This window comes from Caulobacter segnis (genome assembly GCF_023935105.1).
In the GTDB taxonomy this organism is placed as follows: domain Bacteria; phylum Pseudomonadota; class Alphaproteobacteria; order Caulobacterales; family Caulobacteraceae; genus Caulobacter; species Caulobacter segnis_B.
This window is the reverse complement of sequence record NZ_CP096040.1, coordinates 2,280,274-2,298,599: the sequence shown is the minus strand read 5'-3', so window position 1 is coordinate 2,298,599 and position 18,326 is coordinate 2,280,274. Positions and strand designations below refer to the sequence as shown.

The following is an 18,326-nucleotide window of genomic DNA, read 5'->3' as shown; positions in this document are numbered from 1 at the left end:
CAGCAGCATCGCTTAGGCGGTGAATACCCCCTCTTTGTCCATTGAAATCGCGACGTTAAAGCGATCGCGTGTAAAGCCGGCCGCTCGTGCCGGTCCATTGGTCAATCATGACACCCGTGAGGGGGAGGACAAAATGCTCTTATTTAATTATCAGAGTAATCTGGTTCAGAGGCGGCGCGTTTCCAAAGCCGCCTTGGCCAGCGCCTCGAGTCTTGTCGCGCTAGCGCTTTGCGGCGCAGCCAACGCCGCCGAGCGCGGCGGAGAGGCGGCCATCGTTACGGCGACAGCCTTGGCCGCGCCGGCGGCCGACCAGGCCGCTTCGGAGCGCACCAGCGATCCCAGCGTCGTCGAGGAAGTCATCGTCACGGGCCTGCGCGGCTCGTTGCAGCGCAACCTCGACATCAAACGGACCTCGGCGGGCGTCGTCGACGCCATCTCGGCCGAGGATATCGGCAAGTTCCCTGACTCCAACGTGGCTGCTTCGCTGCAACGCCTTCCCGGCGTCTCGATCCAGCGGTCGGGCGCGCGAGGCGAACCGCAGGGCATCACCGTCCGCGGGTTCGGCGGCGACTTCAACGAGACCCTGTACGATGGCCGCCGGATCTCGACCGCCACCGGCGGTCGTTCGGTGGACTTCAGCACCGTCGGCGCTGATTTCGTGGGCGGCCTGTCGGTCCTGAAGACGCCGGACGTCACCCTGTCGAGCAGCTCGATCGGGGCCACGGTCAACGTCGCCTTCCCCAAGCCCTTCGACCATCCCGGTCGCCGCATGGCGTTCACCGCCTCCGGCTCGGTGCAGGATGACGCGGGCAAGTTCGTCCCGACCGTCGGAGCGCTGTTCAGCGACACCTTCGCCGACAACAAGTTCGGCGTCCTGGTCGACGCGATGTACACGCGCCACGACACCCAAACCAACCGCGTCTATATCAGCGGTTGGCCGGGCGGCTACTACGCCCCCTGCCAACTGACCGCGACCTGCACGCCCGCTCAGCTGGCCTCGTCGAACAAGACGGTTCTGGGCTGGTTCGAGCAGCAGGCCGGCGCCAGCCAGATCTATACGAAAGACGAGCGCATCGACGGGCGCATCGCCTTGCAATGGGCCCCGACGGACGGCGTCACAGTGACGCTGGACGACAACTACTCGGAGCAGAAAATCCGATCCGACAATTTCGGTTACGGCATCTGGTTCAATCAGGAAGGCCTGCGAAACGTCAAGCTCGACCAGAATGGCACGACTGTCGACTTCAGCCAGGCCGGCTCTCAGACCGACTTCACGGCCGGCACCGACCGCTCGGTTCTGCGGACCAACCAGACGGGCCTAAACGTCCAGTGGGACGCGTCGGAGAACCTGAAGTTCGAGGTCGACGGCAGCTACGCCAAGAGCTGGCTGAACCCCGGCGGCGAGATCAGCAGCGACGGGGCCGATGTCGGCTACGGTTTCGGCATTGGCCCGTCCCTGGGCATCAGCATCGGCGGCGACAGCAAGAACACCCTGCCCGTGCTGCACAGCTACGGCCCGAACGGCGACGCCACACGCTGGGCCGACACCTCGGTGATGGGCTCGCACGTCGTCGTGCGCCAGGCTCAGGAAAACACCGACGTCGTCAAGCAACTGCGGTTCGCGGGCTCCTGGGAGCAGGACGGCTTCAAGATCAAGGCCGGCGGCAGCTATCTGGAAGATCACTACCAGTTCCAGCAGAGCAACACGTTCGTGAACAACTTCTGGCAGGCCTACCCCGGCTACGGTCCCGCCTCGGGCCCGAACGGCGGTGTGATGGTGCCGGCCAGCCTGTTCACTGAGCGTGTCAGCACCAAGAACTTCATCCCCGGCTTCGACGGCGCCCTGCCGCCGTACCTGCTGAAGTTCGACGCCCACGCCTATCAGCAATTCCTGACCGGCCTGGGCAATCCGCAGACCAAGAACATCCCCGGCTTCAACTACGGCGGCGGCGGCGTCGGCACGCAGTTCACCGGCGCCTTCGACCTGGCGCTGGACAACGGCAGCATCCGCGACATCACCGAGAAGACGTGGGCGCTGTTCGTCCGGGCCAATTTCGACGTCGACGTGGCCGGCATGCCGTTCCACTTCAACGCCGGCCTGCGCGAGGAGAACACTCACGTCACCTCAAACGGCTTCGGCCAGGTGCCGACGGCGATCACGCGCAGCACCGGTGACCCCACCCTGCTGACCGTGACCCTGAGCCAGCCGCAGGCGGTCTCGACCAAGAGCAACTATTCCTACCTGTTGCCCAGCGTCGACATGAAGCTGGAGCTGACCGAGAGCATCCACCTGCGGCTGGATGCGTCGCGGACCCTCACCCGCCCCGGCCTCAACCTGCTGACCCCGGTCGCCAGCGTGGGCACCGGCCAGCGCGTCGGCGCCCTGACGGCCAGCGGCGGCAGCCCCGCGCTGAAGCCTTACCTGGCCGACAACTTCGACGCGGCGGTCGAGTGGTACTACAAGCCGAACTCGTACGCGGCGGTGAACTTCTTCGTGAAGGACGTCAGCAACTTCATCGTCGGCGGCACCACCCGGCAGACCATCAACGGCGTGATCGATCCCACGACCGGTCAGCCGGCGATCTTCAGCGTCACCCAGCAGGTGAACGGACCGGAGGCGACCGTGCGCGGCGTCGAACTGGCCTGGCAGCACGTGTTCGGCGACAGCGGCTTCGGCTTCAACGCCAACGCCACGCTCGTGGACACCAACAGGCCCTACGATCGCAAGGACATCTCCCAGAGCGGCTTCGCGATCACCGGTCTGGCCGACTCCGCCAACCTCGTGGCCTTCTATGACAAGAACGGTCTCGAGGCGCGGGTCGCGGTCAACTACCGCAAGGAGTATCTGCGCGCCTTCGGCCAGAACCAGAACACCGGCGCTTTCGGTTCGGAGCCGACCTTCGAAAACCCGAACCTGCAGATCGACTTCAGCACGAGCTACGCTCTGACGAAGCAGATCAATCTCTTCTTCGAGGCGCTGAACCTGACCAATGAGGTTCAGAGCACGCACGGGCGGTTCGACAATCAGCTGCTCGACGTGTTCGCCTACGGCCGCCGCTATACGGCGGGCGCGCGGTTCCGCTTCTAGACACTTCCCTACTCCCCTTGGCCGGGGACGTGTTCCCTCTGTCCCCGGCCATTTTTTCAAAGTTTCGTCATGGTTCGCCCGGTCAAGAACATCGTCATCGTCGGCGGCGGAACCGCCGGCTGGCTCACGGCCGGCCTGATCGCCGCCAAGCACAAGGCGCGCCGGTCGACAGGCTTCACCGTGACGCTGGTGGAGTCGCCCAACACGCCGATCATCGGTGTCGGTGAAGGCACCTGGCCGACACTGCGGACCAGCCTGGCCAAGATCGGCGTCTCGGAGACCGACTTCTTCCGGGAATGCGACGCGGCGTTCAAGCAGGGCGCCAAGTTCGCGCGCTGGACGACCGGCGCGGCCGATGACGCCTACTATCACCCCCTGATGCTCCCGCAGGGCTTCTCGCAGGTGAACCTCGCGCCCCACTGGCTAACCGCCGCCAGCGACCAGAGCTTCTGCGACGCCGTGACGCCGCAGGGACGCCTCTGCGACGACGGTCTGGCCCCCAAGACCATTACCTCCGCGCCCTATCAGGGCGCGGCCAACTACGCCTACCACCTCGACGCGGGCAAGTTCGCGCCGTTCCTGCAGCGCCACTGCTGCGAGAAGCTGGGCGTGCGCCATGTCCTGGCCGACGTCCGCAGCGTCGCCCTGGCCGAAGACGGCGACATTCGCGCCATTCTCACCGAGCAGCACGGCGAGATCGAAGGCGATCTGTTCGTGGACTGCACGGGCTTCCGCTCGCTGTTGCTGGGCGAGGCGCTGGGCGTGCCCTTCCGCGACTGCGGCGACGTGCTGTTCTGCGACACGGCCCTGGCGATCCAGGTCCCCTACGAGCACGAGAACAGCCCGATCGCCAGCCATACGATCTCGACCGCCCAGTCGGCGGGATGGATCTGGGACATCAGTCTGCCCACGCGCCGAGGAACCGGGCACGTCTATTCCAGCCGCCACATCAGCGACGAGGACGCCGAGCGGGAGCTTCGCGCCTATCTCGGCCCGGCCAGCCGCGATCTGCCGGCCCGCAAGATCGCGATCCGCTCGGGACATCGCGAGACGTTCTGGAAACGCAACTGCGTCGCCGTGGGCCTCGCGGCCGGCTTCCTGGAACCGCTCGAGGCTTCCGCCATCGTCTTAATCGAGCTCTCCGCCAAGCTGATCTCCGAACAGATGCCGGCCTGCCGCGAGGTGATGGACGTCGTCGCCGCCCGCTTCAACGCCACCACCCACTACCGGTGGGGCCGCATCATCGATTTCCTGAAGCTGCACTACGTACTCAGCAAGCGCGAGGATACGGCCTTCTGGCGCGACAATCGCGCGCGCGAGACCGTCCCCGATCGCCTCGCCGATCTCCTGCTCTTGTGGCGGCACCAGGGGCCGTGGCTGCACGACGAGTTCGATCGGGCCGACGAGGTGTTCCCCGCGGCGAGCTACCAGTACGTTCTCTACGGCATGGGCTTTCGCACCGAGGTCGAGCCCGAGGCCCTGGCCGACGAGCGGACGATCGCCGAGCGCGCCATCCGCGAGAACGCGATGCAAACAGAACGGCTGCGCGCTGGCCTGCCGCGCCACCGCGACCTGATCCGCAAGATCGTCGAGCACGGACTGCAGCCCGTATGAAGACGTCACCGAAAGGCGCGACGGCCCGGCCTGGCCAAGAGCGGCCCATGGCGCGTCGGCTCGCCTCGGTTCATCCCAACCTCTCCAGACACAAAACGAGACTGCTTCACACGGTGCGACACATGTTCAGAACAAATTGGCGCCGTTGCGCTCTGGCGACCGCGCTTTGGGCGGCCTTGGCGGCTGGCGTCAGCCCCGTTCAAGCCATGGCCGCCGCGCCGGCCTCTCCGTCCGGCCCGGCCGATCGCGCCAAGACCGAGCGCCTGGCCGAGGACCTGGTCGGCAAGATGACGCTCGACGAGAAGCTCGAGCAGTTGCTGAACACCGCGCCCGCGATTCCAAGGCTGGGCATACCCGCCTACAACTGGTGGACCGAATCCCTGCACGGGGCGCTGGGCGCCCTGCCGACGACCAACTTCCCCGAGCCGGTAGGCTTGGCGGCGACCTTCGATCCCACGCTGGTTCACGACGTCGCCGGCGCGATCGGCGCCGAGGTGCGCGACCTGCATAAGCTGGCCCGCGCGACTGGCCGGATGGGACGGATCGGCACGGGCCTCGACACCTGGTCGCCAAACATCAACATCTTCCGCGATCCGCGCTGGGGCCGCGGCCAGGAAACCTACGGCGAGGATCCGTATCTGACGGCGCGGATGGGCGTCGCCTTCGTGCAGGGCATTCAGGGCGATAACCCGGATCGACCGACCGTCATCGCCACGCCCAAGCACTACGCCGTGCACAGCGGCCCTGAATCGACCCGCCACAGCGCCAATGTCTTCGTCTCGCGCCACGACCTCGAAGACACCTACCTGCCCGCCTTCCGCGCCGCGGTCGTCGACGGCAAGGCCGGCTCGATCATGTGCGCCTACAATCGCATCGACGGCCAACCGGCCTGCGCCAGTGACCTGCTGCTGAAGGATCACTTGCGCGGCGCCTGGAGGTTCGACGGCTACGTCGTTTCGGACTGCGACGCGGTCAAGGACATCGCCGACCATCACAAGTACGCCCCCGACGCGGCCGCCGCCGTGGCCGCGTCCCTGCGGGCCGGCGTCGACAACGAATGCAACGGCGCCACCCTGACCGATACCGACGGCCTGGCCGGCCGTTATCGCGAGGCGCTGGATCGCGGCCTGATCACCATCGGCGAGATCGACACCGCCCTGGTGCGCCTGTTCTCGGCGCGGATCCGGACCGGCGATCTGCCCGCCAACGGCGGCGGCGACGCGCGCCCGACGGCCCCGGCCGCGGTGATGACGCCCGACCACGAGGCCCTGGCGCTGACGGCCAGCGAGAAGAGCCTCGTCCTCCTGAAGAACGACGGGGTTCTGCCGCTGAAACCCGGCCTGCGGATCGCGGTGATCGGTCCGCTGGGGGACGCCACTCGCGTCCTGAGAGGCAACTATTCCTCGGCCCTATCGGCGCCGCCGATCTCGGTGGTGGACGGGCTGCGCCGCGCCCTGCCGAATGCTCAGGTCCACTACGCGCCGTTCGGCGCCTCGTTCACCGATGGCGACCGCGTGCCCACCTCGGCCCTGCGCACGCCCGACGGCAAGCCAGGCCTTCTGGCGCGATACTTCAACACCAAGCAAACGCCGCCCACCCGTTTCGCGCCCGGCGCGTTCGGCGACGCGGTCGCCAAGATGACCTATGCCGAAAAGCCGGTGGTGATGCGGGTCGAGGCCGACGTAGCGGCCCGCAGCCTGGATCTGGCCGATGTATCCGACCACCACCGGGTCATCTGGACGGGGTTCCTGGTTCCGCCCGAGAGCGGGACCTACCGCCTGGGCTTGGCTGGCTTCAACGGCGAGTTGAAGGTCGACGGCAAACCCTTCGCCGACCTGCGCAAATCCGGTTGGGCCAGCCTGCCGACCATGAAGACCCTGCGCCTCGAAAAGGGCCGCCGCTATCCGATCGAGGTGATGTCGGAGTCGCACGCCCTGTCCGGCGTCAGCCTGGTCTGGAAGCGCATCGCCACAGACCCGGCGGCCGAACTCAAGGCCGCCGCGGCCAAGGCAGACGTTCTTGTCGCCGTCGTGGGCCTCACCTCCGACCTGGAGGCCGAGGAGTCCCCGGTCGAAATCCCCGGCTTCAAGGGCGGCGACAAGACCACCCTGGACATTCCGGCCGATCAGCAGGCCCTGCTGGAGCAGGCAAAGGCGCTGGGCAAGCCGTTGGTCGTCGTGGCGATGAACGGCAGCCCGCTGAATTTCTCGTGGGCCAAGGCCAATGCCGCCGCGCTCTTGGAGGCCTGGTATCCGGGCCAGTCGGGCGGCTTGGCGATCGCCAACGTCCTGAGCGGCAAGACCAATCCGGCCGGGCGCCTGCCGCTGACCTTCTATCGCTCGACCGACGAACTGCCGCCGTTCGACGACTACAGCATGAAGGGGCGCACCTATCGCTACTTCGAGGGCGCGCCGGTCTATCCGTTCGGCTTTGGCCTCAGCTACACGCGCTTCGACTACAGCCCCTTGAAGCTCGAGTCGTCCGCCAAGGGGGCCGGCCAGGGCCTGAGAGTGACCACCACCGTCCGCAATACGGGCGCCAGGGCCGGTGACGAGGTCGCTCAGCTCTATCTGAGTTTCCCCAAGACGCCCGGCGCGCCGCGCTTGGCCCTGCGCGGCTTCCAGCGGCTCTCGCTCAAGCCTGGCGAGACTCGCTCGGTCACCTTCTCGCTGTCGCCACGCGATCTCAGTTCGGTGGATCTGGATGGCGCGCGCAGCGTGAGCCCCGGCCGCTATCAGGTGAGCGTCGGTTCGGGTCAGCCCGGGACCGAGGCGCCGGGCCGATCGACGGACTTCTCGGTCGACGAGGCGGTTCCGGTGGCCAAGTAACCGCTGCGCCGCCCTCCGGGCCAGGGAGGGCGCTGGACAGACCAGCAAAGAAAAGACTACGGAGGAGGATATCCATGAAATTCAAGAGCTTCGAAACGCCGAGGCGAGGTCCCGTCGCGTTTCTCGCCGGACTTGGCCTGGCGCTTGTCTTGGCCACAGGGGTCCGGGCGCAGGACGACAAGATGGTCCCGATCGCCATCCCCGCGCAGCCGAACGCCATCCAGCTGAACACCGGCCCCCTGCCCGGCGCGACGTCGCCGGAATCCTGGCACAGCCAGTACAAGAGCGTCTTTGCCCGCAACGTCACGGTCGCGACGCTGACGCCGTTCCTGCCCGACCCGGCCAAGGCCACCGGCGCGGCGGTGATCGTCGCGCCCGGCGGCGGCTTCCGCACGCTGTCTATGGAGAACGAAGGGTGGGACGTCGCCAAGGCGCTCGCCGACAAGGGCGTGGCCGCTTTCGTGCTCAAGTACCGGCTGAACCAGACGCCGCCGGACATGCCGGGCTTCGAACGCTCGATGAAGGAGATGTTCTCGGCCACCGCCGCCCGGCCGCGCCCCGACCCGCAGACGGCCATCGCCGGCTTGGCCCCGCAGATCGCCGACGCGCGCGCGGCCTTCGTCCTGGTCCGCCAGCACTCGGCCGATTGGCGCGTCGATCCCGACCGCATCGGTATGGTCGGCTTCTCCGCCGGCGCCATGCTGACCCTGGCCACGACCTTGGCCGGCGATGACGCCAAGCCCGCCTTCATCGGCCTGATCTATGGGCCGCTGTCGCCTTTGACCGTGCCGGCCGACGCGCCGCCAGCCTTCGTCGCGCTGGCCGCCGACGATCCGCTCTTCGCCACCACCAGCGGCTTCGGGTTGATCGACAGCTGGCGCGCGGCCAAGCGGCCGGTCGAGTTCCACTTCTATGAGCGAGGCGGACACGGGTTTGGCATGTACCAAAAGTCCACGACCAGCACGGGCTGGTTCGACGCCTATGTCCGCTGGCTGACCATGCACGGCATGCTCAAGCCCAAGGCCTGACGCCTTGAACCGGTAGGCGCCGGGATCGACGGTCCGAGGATCGCCGTCCGCTCACGCGGGCGGCGATTTTCTTGGAAACGACACCTGGCCACGATGGTAACGCAAACAATGGGCTTGGACCCCGTGCCGGCTGCCCCTAAAGATCGCAGGCATAGAGGCGATCTTGACGGGCGTTGACGCTCACCCCGACGGACGTGCGAGAATTTTGAAGATCATCGACCGCGTATCGGACGCGGCGGTCTGTAGCGCCGGATGCGGCGACGGGGGACGGATTGGCGAGGAAGGCAGGGCAAGGTCGCGGGCCGACGATCGTCGACGTCGCGATCAAGGCCGGTGTTTCGCCGATGACCGTCTCGCGGGCGATCAATGGCCGTCCTGGTGTTGGACCTGAAGCCCGCGCGGCGGTGGACGCGGCCGTCCAGGCGCTGGGCTACACGCCCAATGTCGCCGCGCGCAGCCTGGTCACCGCCCACGAGCTGAGGATCGGCGTGATCTACTCCAATCCCAGCGCCGCCTTCATGAGCGATTTCCTGACTGGCGTTTTTGAGGAAGCCTCGACGCGTGGCGCCCGCCTGACCCTCTTGAAGGGCGAGGATGGCCGCGCGCCCGCCCCCGCGGCGGTGAAAGGCCTGATCGCTTCGGGGGTGCGCGGGGCGATCCTCGCGCCGCCCCTGGGCGAGTCCCCCGCCGTGCTTCAGACGCTCCGCAAGGCCCGACTGCCGCTGGCCGCGGTGGGCGCCTACGACGTCGAGGGCGCGATCTGCGTACGCATCGACGACCGGCGCGCCGCTTACGAAATGACCCGCGAACTGATCGGCCTTGGCCACCGACGGCTGGGCTTCATTCTGGGCAATCCCGACCAGGCCGCGAGCGCCGAACGCCTGACGGGGTTCTATGCCGCCGTCCGCGAGGCCGTCGGCGTCGTGACGACCATCGCCCAGGGCGATTTCAGCTTCACTTCGGGCCTGGCCGCCGCCGAGCAACTGCTCGATGCGGTCACGCCGCCCACCGCGATCTTCGCGAGCAACGACGACATGGCCGCCGCCGTGGTGTCCGTGGCGCATCGCCGCCATCTCGACGTGCCCGGCGAGCTGACCGTCGTCGGCTTCGACGACACCTCGCCGGCCGTCACGGTCTGGCCGCCGCTGACCACGGTCCATCAGCCCGTGCGTCGGCTGGCCGCGGAGGCTCTTGGCCTCCTGGCGGCCCAGATCGCCAGCGGCGAGCCTCTGGGCGACCGATCCGACCGCGTGCTGGACCACGAGATCGTCACACGCCTTTCGACCGCGCCTGTCTAGGCGCGGCCGCCGGACTAGGCGCTCGGCTCGGCGTCCTCCCGTCCGACATAGCGCCAGAAGGCGAAATCGGCGTGCGTGGCCCTCCCCGACATGTCCTGACAGGCCATGCCGACAAAAGCGCCGGTGAAGTTGGGCAGACCGGGCAGCGACGCCTCGTCGGAGAGAATGCTGGCGTCGAACGCGCCGTTCAGGAAGTTCCAGCTTTGCTCGCCCTCCGCGCGCCATGCGAACCGCAGTTGGTCGAAGTCGATGTCCACCCGCAGTTCGATAGGCCCTTCGGCCAGCGCGCCCACCACGACCTCCAGCGTGCAGCCGCCCGTGTCAGGGCAAGCGGTCATGACCTGAAGTCGCCGCGCGCCGTCCTCGCGCGTGACGTGGAGATAGTGAAACTTGGTGCTGTTGTAGTAGCAGATGAGCCCGGCCGCCTGCTGGAAGTCGATGGGTTCGAAGTCCAAACAGGTCGTGGCGGTGTAGCGGAAATGCGTCTGACGCTGCGCGACGAGAGCCTGCCGGAACGGACTGCCGACCGTCTCGCGACCATACAGACGCAGGCGCCCAGGCCGGGCGGTCAGGCTGAAGATTTCGTCCGGATAGGGCGTGCGCAGCCACTGCAGGGGCGCCGGCAGCGTCGGCCCGTCGAACTGGCCATCCCAGGCGTCCTCCGGCCACGGGGCCGGCGGCAGGCTGGGCGCCGGCGGCCGCAAATCCGGAGCCGCGTCGGCCGTCATGGTTCTGAGCCAGCCATCCTCGCACCAGCGCATGGGCTGCAGCGCGGTTTCGCGGCCCAGAATGCAACGTTCCCGCCCGGGTAGCGGACGCCCGCAGAGATAGGCCATCCAGGGCGCGCCATCCGCCAGTTCGACCAGATCGCCATGGCCCGCGCGCGCCAGGGGGACGTCGCGACGACCGTCGGAGGACAGGACGACGCCGTCCGGATGAAGCTCGTAAGGGCCCATGAGGTCTCGCGCGCGCGCCATGACCACGGCATGCCCCCAGCCCGTGCCGCCTTCGGCGACCAGAAGGTGGTACCAGCCGTCGCGCTTGTAGAGATGAGGCCCTTCGGTGAAGCCGCGCTCGGTGCCCTGGAAGATCGTCCGCCGCTCCCCGACCAGCGCGCCCGTGGCGCGGTCCAGTTCCTGGATGACGATGCCGGCGAAGCGCGGCCGGTCCGGGCGATGATCCCACAGCATGTTCAGCAGCCAGCTGCGCCCGTCATCGTCATGGAACAGCGCCGGATCGAAACCACTGCTGTTGAGATAGACCGGATCCGACCACGCCCCGTCGATGCGATCACAGGTCACCAGGTAGTTGTGGAAATCACGCAGGGTGACGCCCTTGGCGCCGTCCAGCGTCGAGCGGCCGAACCGCTTGACGTCCGTATAGACCAGCCAGAAGCGGCCATCGGCATGGCTGAGGTCCGGCGCCCAGACGCCACAGGAGTCCGGGTCGCCGCGCATGTCCAGTTGCGCGGGCCGGTTCAGGGGGCGGGCGGCCATGCGCCAATTCACCAGGTCGCGGCTGTGGTGGATCTGGACGCCCGGATACCACTCGAAGGTGGAGGTAGCGATGTAGATGTCGTCACCCAGGCGCATGATCGAGGGATCGGGGTTGAACCCTCTGAGAACGGGATTGCGGATGAAGGTCATGCGGGTTTGCGAACCAGGGTCCAGAGCAGGGCCGCGCCGACCAGGTCGAGCATGCCCAGCACGATGAAGAAGGGGCCGTAACCGATCTGGTCGACCAATCGGCCAAGCGCCAGGGTGAAGACCAGGACGCCAAGATTGCCCGCCAGCCCCGCCAGGCCCGCGACAGTGGCCACTTCGTTGCGGGCAAACAGATCCGAGGCCATGGTGATTACGGTCACCGACAGGGTCTGGTGGGCGAACCCACCCAGACAGAGCAGGGCTATGGCGACGTAGGGATTGGTCGCCAGGCCGACCAGGGTCATGCCGGTCATGAGCACCGCGCCGAGGGTGAAGGCCCAGCGCCGCGCGTCGATCAGGTTCACGCCGCGTCGCTGCAGGAAGCTGACCACGGCGGGCCCGAACAGACAGCCTAGATCGGCCGCCAGAAACGGCAGCCAGGCGAACATGGCGATGTGAGCCAGGTCGAAGCCCCGCTCACGCGCCAGATAGAGCGGCATCCAGAACGAAAGCATGCCCCAGACGGGGTCGGCCAGCATGCGAGGCAAGGCGATGCCCCAAACCTCGCGGCGCTTGGCCAGGTCCATGAACGCCGCACGCTTGCCGCGCGCGGCCAGATGCTGCTCCTGCCCGCTCTCGATATGGGCGCGTTCGCCAACGCTGAGACGCCGATGCTGGTCGGGGGCGCGGTACCAGGCCAGCCATGCCAGGGTCCAGATCAGCCCGAGCACACCGGCGACCGCGAAGGCTAAACGCCAGCTGTGAGCGGCCACGGCCCAGGCGACCAGGAGCGGAGCGAAGACCGCGCCGAACGAGGCGCCGATGTTGTAGATGCCGCTGGCCAGGCCGCGCTCGCGGGCCGGAAACCATTCGGCCGTCAGTTTTTGACCCGCCGGTTGGGCCGAGCCCTCGGCCAGCCCCAAGGCGAAACGCAATCCGGCGAACGGGGCCCAACCCTGCGCCGCGACATGCGCGATCGTGATCAGCGACCAGACCGTCACGCAAACCGCGAACCCGAGCCGAAGCCCCACCCCGTCCAGGAAATAGCCCACGAGGGGCTGAAGCATCACACCCAGCTGGAAGGCGCTGGTGATCCAGGAATACTGCTCGCTGGAGATCGACTGTTCGCTGAGAATCATCGGCGCCGACACGCCAAGCACCGAGCGGGCCAGATAGTTCAGCACCATCGCCAGAACGAACAGCCCGATGATCGTCCAGCGAACGAACGGAAACCTTGGCCCGGCCGCGTCGCCAGATCCCACGCTGCTGAGCTGATCACTCATTTCCACCCCGATAACGTTATCACCGACCATAGGCTGGTCGTAGGCGCGCCGTTCTTCACGTTTTTGCGGCTGAACACCGCAAAAAGGCAGCGCTTCAACCCGAGTTAGCCAGGCGCGACGATGGTTTCAAGCTTATTATGTCGGAGTATTGACTTGCCGTAACAGCAGGCATAGCAGTTTTACGATAACGCTACCATCGACCGCTGAGCGCGTCGTGGCCAGGCGTCAAACGCGTCGATCAACGACGCCCAGGGAGGGATGGAAATGTTCTCATACGGCGAAGACCGTTCGGATTCGCGCGCCCGTCGCGGCGATCTAGTCCGGCAAATCAAGGGCGAGGCGCTCGGCTCGGCCGGCGCGGCGGCGCTGCTGGCGGCCATGATCGCCAGCCCCGCCCTGGCGCAGACCGCCGCGCCGCCGGCGCCGGAAACCGCCACGGTCAGCGAGATCGTCGTGACCGGCACGCGCATCCAGACCACGGGCTTTACCGCGCCGACGCCGACGTCGGTGATCGGCGAAGAGCAGATCCAGAACAACGCCCAGCCCAATATCTTCGCCACCATCGTCCAGCTGCCGTCCCTGCAGGGGTCGAGCGGCTCGGCGACCAACACCTTCAGCACCTCGAGCGGCCAGCAGGGCCTGAGCTCGTTCTCGCTGCGCGGCCTGGGCACGATCCGAACCCTGACCCTGCTGGACGGCCAGCGCGTGGTCGGGGCCTACTATACCGGCGTCACCGACGTCAGCCTGTTCCCGCAACTGTTGATCCAGCGCGTCGACGTCGTGAACGGCGGCGCCTCGGCCTCGTACGGTTCGGACGCGGTGGGCGGCGTCGTCAACTTCATCACCGACACCCGCTTCACCGGCCTGAAGGGCAACGTTCAGGCGGGCATCTCCAAGTACGACGACAACAAGCAGGGCCTGGTGCAGTTGGCGGGCGGTCGCAGCTTCGCCGATGACCGCCTGCATTTGGTCGGCAGTGTCGAGTGGGCGAAGGAAAACGGGGTCGGCCCGGGCGACTTCGGCCTGGATCTGGCGGGCGACCGTCACTGGTTCACGCAGACGACGATGATCAATCGCAACGTCTTCAATGACGGCTCGCCTCAGTACCTGATGCGCGACCAGGCCCAGCCTTACGCCTACACCAAGTACGGCCTGATCACGGCCGGACCGCTGCAGGGCATCGCGTTCGACCAGAGCGGCCAGCCATTCCAGTTCCAGTACGGCTCGAACGGCGTGCCATCCAAGACCGCGGGCGGAGCCGTCAATGGCTGCCTTCCTGGCTTCTGCATCGGCGGCGATCTGTCGGGCAATGTCGACAGCGGCCGCACGCTGCAGTCGGCGATCCAGCGCAAGGTGGGCTACGGCCGCATCGGCTACGACTTCGCCGAGAACAACGAGGCCTACGTCTCGTTCAACCTCGGCCAGGTCAAGACGAGCAACCAGCCCGTCAACGGCATGAACCGGACGGGCCTGACGCTGCAATGCGCCAATCCCTACCTGCCGGCCTCGGTCCAGGCGGCCTGCGCGACGGCGGGCATCACGCAATTCCAGTTCGGCACCAGCAACGCGCTTCTGCCCAACACCAAGGTCCACACCGACCGTCGCATGTATCGCGTCGTAGGCGGGCTGAAGGGCAAGTTCGATCTTTTCAGCAAGAACTGGAGCTACGACGCCTACTACGAGCACGGGGTCAACAAGACCGCCATCGACGTCGACCACATTCTGCTGACGCCGCACTTCAACCAGGCCATCCAGGCCATCACGCTGAACGGCGCGATCGTCTGCGCCGATCCGGTGGCGCGCGCCAACGGCTGCCAGCCGCTGAACATCTTCGGCGGCAAGCCGCCCTCGGCCGCGGCGCTTGAGTACGTCCAGCCGGCCGCCGGTCCTTTCCAGCGCATGCGCATGACCCAGGACGTGGCCAGCCTGAACTTCTCTGGCGCGCCGATCGATCTTTGGGCCGGTCCTCTGTCGGTGGCCTTCGGCGCCGAATACCGTCGGGAGTTCTACACCGTCCGCGCCGACCCGTACGGCGCAGGCATCGCCGATCGCAGCCCCAACGGCGGCGCCTATCCGGCCGATCCGCTGATGTCGACGCTGGGCAACAACTGGCACGCGGGCAACTACAAGAACGGCGACGGCGTCTACAACGTCAAGGAAGCCTTCCTGGAAATCGACCTGCCGCTGTTCAACAACGACAAGGTCGGCCGCGCCAACTTCAACGCCGCGGCGCGGGTGACCGACTACAGCACCTCGGGCACCATCTGGACCTGGAAGGCGGGCGGCACCTGGGACACGCCGTTCGACGGCCTGCGGTTCCGCGGCGTGACCTCGCGTGACGTCCGGGCGCCCAACCTGTCGGAACTGTTCGCCGCGCCAGTCACCACGACCCTGCCGAACTTCTTCGACCCGGTGAACAACCGTAACGTCGTGGCGATCCAGAACGTGGTCGGCAATTCGAAGCTGACGCCAGAAATCGCCCGCAACACCCAGGTCGGCGTGGTCCTGGCCAACCCGTCCTGGCTGCCGGGCTTCAGCGCCTCGTTCGACTACTACAAGATCAAGGTCGACGACGTCGTCTCCAGCCTGGGCGCGGCTCAGATCGTCGATTACTGCGTCCGCAACATTATTCCGGAGACCTGCGGCTCGTATAATCTCAACAACCCCAACGGCCCGAACTATATCAACGTCCAGTCCTTCAACCTGGCGTCGATCAAGACCAGCGGCTTCGACATCGAGGCCAGCTATCGCTGGCAACAGCCGCTGGGCCTGCCGGGCAACTTCACCCTGCGCGCCCTGGCCACCCACATCCGCGACTTCTGGACGGACACCGGTCTGCCCGGCACCGTGCCGGTCGACTCCGCGGGGGTGAACCAAGGCAACACGCCCGACTGGAAGTGGCTGGCGATCCAGAGCTACGAGACCGACCGCTTCTCGGTCACGTTGCAGGAACGCTGGTTCAGTGACGGCAACTACGGCAACCAGTACGTCGTCTGCGCGCCCGGCAGCTGCCCGGTCTCGACGCCCAACGCCCCGACGATCGACAAGAACTTCATGCCGGGCGCATTCTACATGGACGTGGGCGGCACCTATAAGATCGGCGAGGACGTGACGGCCTACTTCAAGGTCGACAACCTGTTCGACCGCGATCCGGCCAAGTCGCCCAACTACGCCAACCCGGCGCTGTACGACATCGTCGGCCGCATGTACCGCGCGGGCGTTCGCTTCAGCTTCTAGAGCCGCGCTTTCTTCCTGAAGGCGCTGGTCGCCGCCGACATCGTCCTGGCGATGTCGGCGGCGATTTGCGTTTCGCGCTCGCCTCCCCTCTCCTTACGAGAAGAGGGAGGCGAAGCGTCTGCTCTCGGAAATGTCGCGACGCCCAGCGATAGGCCGGGCGCCGCCTTGAAGACCGTCAGCGTTCCAGAAGCGCGGCTTCGCCCCAGGTGACCGGAAGGCGCTGGTTGTCGCCGCGAGGGCTGCGCGCGACCAGTTCGATGAGCTTCACGCCGGCGACCGGAACCGAGATCGACTGGGCGGGCATGCCCCACTTCGTCGCCTTGCTGGTCGCTAGGAGCTTGCCATCGCCATAGACGGCGAACGTCACGTCACTGGCCTTGTCGCTCGCGCTGTCGTCGACGCCGACCAAGGTGGTGAAGCGCTGGGCGCCGTGATTGCGCACCTCCAGCCGCGAGTTGGCCAGGATCCCGATGCCCGCGGTGAAGCGCTGGCCCGCGATCTGCAACAATTGGCCGTAAGGCGCGCTGTCGGCGCGGGCCCCGCCCCACCCCGCGTACGAGGGCCTGTCGCCCGCTCCGCCGGTGCCGCCCCAGCCCGCCCCGGTCCGGAAGATCGACGGATCGGGCGTGGGATAGAGGACGCCGTCGACCGCAGGGTTCACGCTGCCTGGCTGCTCCGACAGATAGTAGCCGCCTTGCAGGGCGTGCTTGCCGTGCGCTCGAAAGATCAACGTCTCGCGGGGCTTTACGTGGAGCCTGGTCCGCTTGGTGAAGGTGCTGACTTGCTTGCTCCATAGGTCGACCAGCTCGATCGGCGCGTCCTGGCTGAACTTCAGATGGCTCGCGCTCAGGTCGACGTCATAGTCGCCCGATCCTCGGTTGAAGATCGCCACGGCCTTGTCGCCGGACGCCAAGGTCTTCACCAGGATCTGCACGTCGCTGGAATCGTGAGCGAGCGTCGCCTGGTTGCCGGCCGGATCCTGGTTCAGCGCGATGATGTCGGCGTTGCCGAAGACATCCAGCAAGGCCTGGGGCGTCTTGCGAAGATCCGTCCCGATCATCAGCGGCGCGTTGAGCACCGCCCAGAGGGCGAAATGCGAGCGCGCCTCGGTCAGATGGTCGGCGTCGAAGTCGCCCGCGCCGATGTGCAACATGTCGGGGTCGTTCCAAGAGCCCGGATGAGCATACAGCGGCCGGGTCACGGTCGTGTCGTAGTTGACCAGCAGCCGCCCCCAGGCCGGCGAGATATCGTCGCTGGTGCGCGAGATCGCACCGTAGTCCTTTCCCCAGGCCCGAACGTTCGCGGCGCCCCAAACGCAAAGTGACAGCAGATAGTCGCCGTCGGGGTTTTCCCGGGTCAGCGCCACGTTGATTTGCCGGAACATCGCCTGAATGGCCGCGATGTTGGTCCGCATCACCTCGCTAGAATCCAGGAACGGGCCCAACGCCCGGAACTTGCCCGACCGCACGCGCTCGCTTTGCGGGGCGTAGTCACGGAGGCCGCAGCCATCGACCTTGATGAAGTCGAAGCCCCAGTCCTTGAAATACAACGCGATATCCTGGTCGATCCGCCCATAGAGCCCGACCTCGCGTTCCAGAACGGTCCCCTTGGGCAGGTCCGTGTCGGTCGGCGAATGAGCTTCCGAACAGGTGTTGCGCCCAAGGTCGGAATAGATGCCGGCCTTGAGCCCCATGGCATGGAGCTTCTCGGTGAACGGCTTGAAGCTCGGGGCGTCGCCGCCGACGCGCGACGAGGGAAACTTGTCATCGCGGATGATCATCCGCCCGTCCGGCATCCGGCGCTTCAGCGCCCAGCCATCGTCGATGTTGATGTACCGGTATCCCTTGGCAGCGAGACCGCTGTCCACGATCTGTCGCGCCGAGCCCAGAATCTTGTCTTCGTCGATGTCCGTGGCGAAGGCGTTCCAGGTGCTCCATCCCATGGGGGGCGTCGACGCGCGTCCCGCCATGTTCGCCGACCAGCGACCGGTCGGCGCCAAGGGGTCACCTTGGGCGACGGCGATGGATGGCCCAAGCAGCGCGGCGATCACCCCCGCAGTCAGCATCTTCCGCATCGCTTCCGCCCTTTTCTGTTTTCGTGCGTCAGCCCGCGCACATGTCATGTGGCAACGCCGAGAAACATCACCCGACGAGCGAAGGTGACCGATCGGATGGCGCTGTCCGAGGACTGAAATAGCCCGCCCTACATTACTCCGACAAGAATAACCTTGCTCGGCAGATCGCGGGTCGCCCAGCCCTGCGGATTTTGGCGTGTTTAGCGCTATCATTTGTCACTATCCCCGGTATC

At 66.7% G+C, this 18,326-nt stretch carries 9 protein-coding genes; 6 read left to right on the top strand and 3 right to left on the bottom strand.

The features are described from left to right. Nucleotides 1-193: 193 nt before the first annotated feature. The 5 genes from MZV50_RS11095 (at nt 194) to MZV50_RS11075 (ending at nt 9,856) form a co-directional block, all read left to right on the top strand. Nucleotides 194-3,088 (top strand): TonB-dependent receptor, encoded by a 2,895-nt coding sequence (locus MZV50_RS11095; protein ID WP_252634628.1) that lies wholly within the window; start codon nt 194-196, stop codon nt 3,086-3,088. Between the two features lie 69 nt (nt 3,089-3,157). Continuing rightward, nucleotides 3,158-4,702 (top strand): tryptophan halogenase family protein, encoded by a 1,545-nt coding sequence (locus tag MZV50_RS11090; protein ID WP_252634627.1) that lies wholly within the window; start codon nt 3,158-3,160, stop codon nt 4,700-4,702. A 176-nt stretch (nt 4,703-4,878) separates the two neighbouring features. Continuing rightward, nucleotides 4,879-7,530 carry a glycoside hydrolase family 3 C-terminal domain-containing protein gene (locus tag MZV50_RS11085; RefSeq protein WP_252634626.1) on the top strand — a complete coding sequence of 884 codons (2,652 nt, stop codon included), beginning with the start codon at nt 4,879-4,881 and terminating at the stop codon, nt 7,528-7,530. A 74-nt stretch (nt 7,531-7,604) separates the two neighbouring features. Next, nucleotides 7,605-8,558, top strand: a complete 954-nt coding sequence (locus MZV50_RS11080) for an alpha/beta hydrolase (RefSeq protein WP_252634625.1) — start codon at nt 7,605-7,607, stop codon at nt 8,556-8,558. Between the two features lie 272 nt (nt 8,559-8,830). Further along, nucleotides 8,831-9,856: a LacI family DNA-binding transcriptional regulator gene (locus MZV50_RS11075; RefSeq protein WP_289781917.1), complete on the top strand. Its 1,026-nt coding sequence runs from the start codon at nt 8,831-8,833 to the stop codon at nt 9,854-9,856. A 14-nt stretch (nt 9,857-9,870) separates the two neighbouring features. Here the strand turns inward: MZV50_RS11075 and MZV50_RS11070 are convergent, their stop codons facing one another. Both MZV50_RS11070 and MZV50_RS11065 read right to left on the bottom strand, forming a co-directional pair. Then, nucleotides 9,871-11,502, bottom strand: a complete 1,632-nt coding sequence (locus MZV50_RS11070) for a glycoside hydrolase family 43 protein (protein ID WP_252634624.1) — start codon at nt 11,500-11,502, stop codon at nt 9,871-9,873. Next, nucleotides 11,499-12,782 carry an MFS transporter gene (locus MZV50_RS11065; RefSeq protein WP_252634623.1) on the bottom strand — a complete coding sequence of 428 codons (1,284 nt, stop codon included), beginning with the start codon at nt 12,780-12,782 and terminating at the stop codon, nt 11,499-11,501. Before MZV50_RS11065 ends, MZV50_RS11070 begins: the two co-directional genes overlap by 4 nt. Before the next feature lie 264 nt (nt 12,783-13,046). On the opposite strand from MZV50_RS11065, the gene MZV50_RS11060 reads away from it, so the two are divergent. Continuing rightward, the gene (locus MZV50_RS11060) at nt 13,047-16,019 is read left to right on the top strand and encodes a TonB-dependent receptor plug domain-containing protein (protein ID WP_252634622.1); all 2,973 of its coding nucleotides are present in this window, start codon (nt 13,047-13,049) and stop codon (nt 16,017-16,019) included. A gap of 175 nt (nt 16,020-16,194) precedes the next feature. Here the strand turns inward: MZV50_RS11060 and MZV50_RS11055 are convergent, their stop codons facing one another. Continuing rightward, nucleotides 16,195-18,093, bottom strand: a complete 1,899-nt coding sequence (locus tag MZV50_RS11055) for an NPCBM/NEW2 domain-containing protein (protein ID WP_354668934.1) — start codon at nt 18,091-18,093, stop codon at nt 16,195-16,197. Nucleotides 18,094-18,326: the final 233 nt, after the last annotated feature.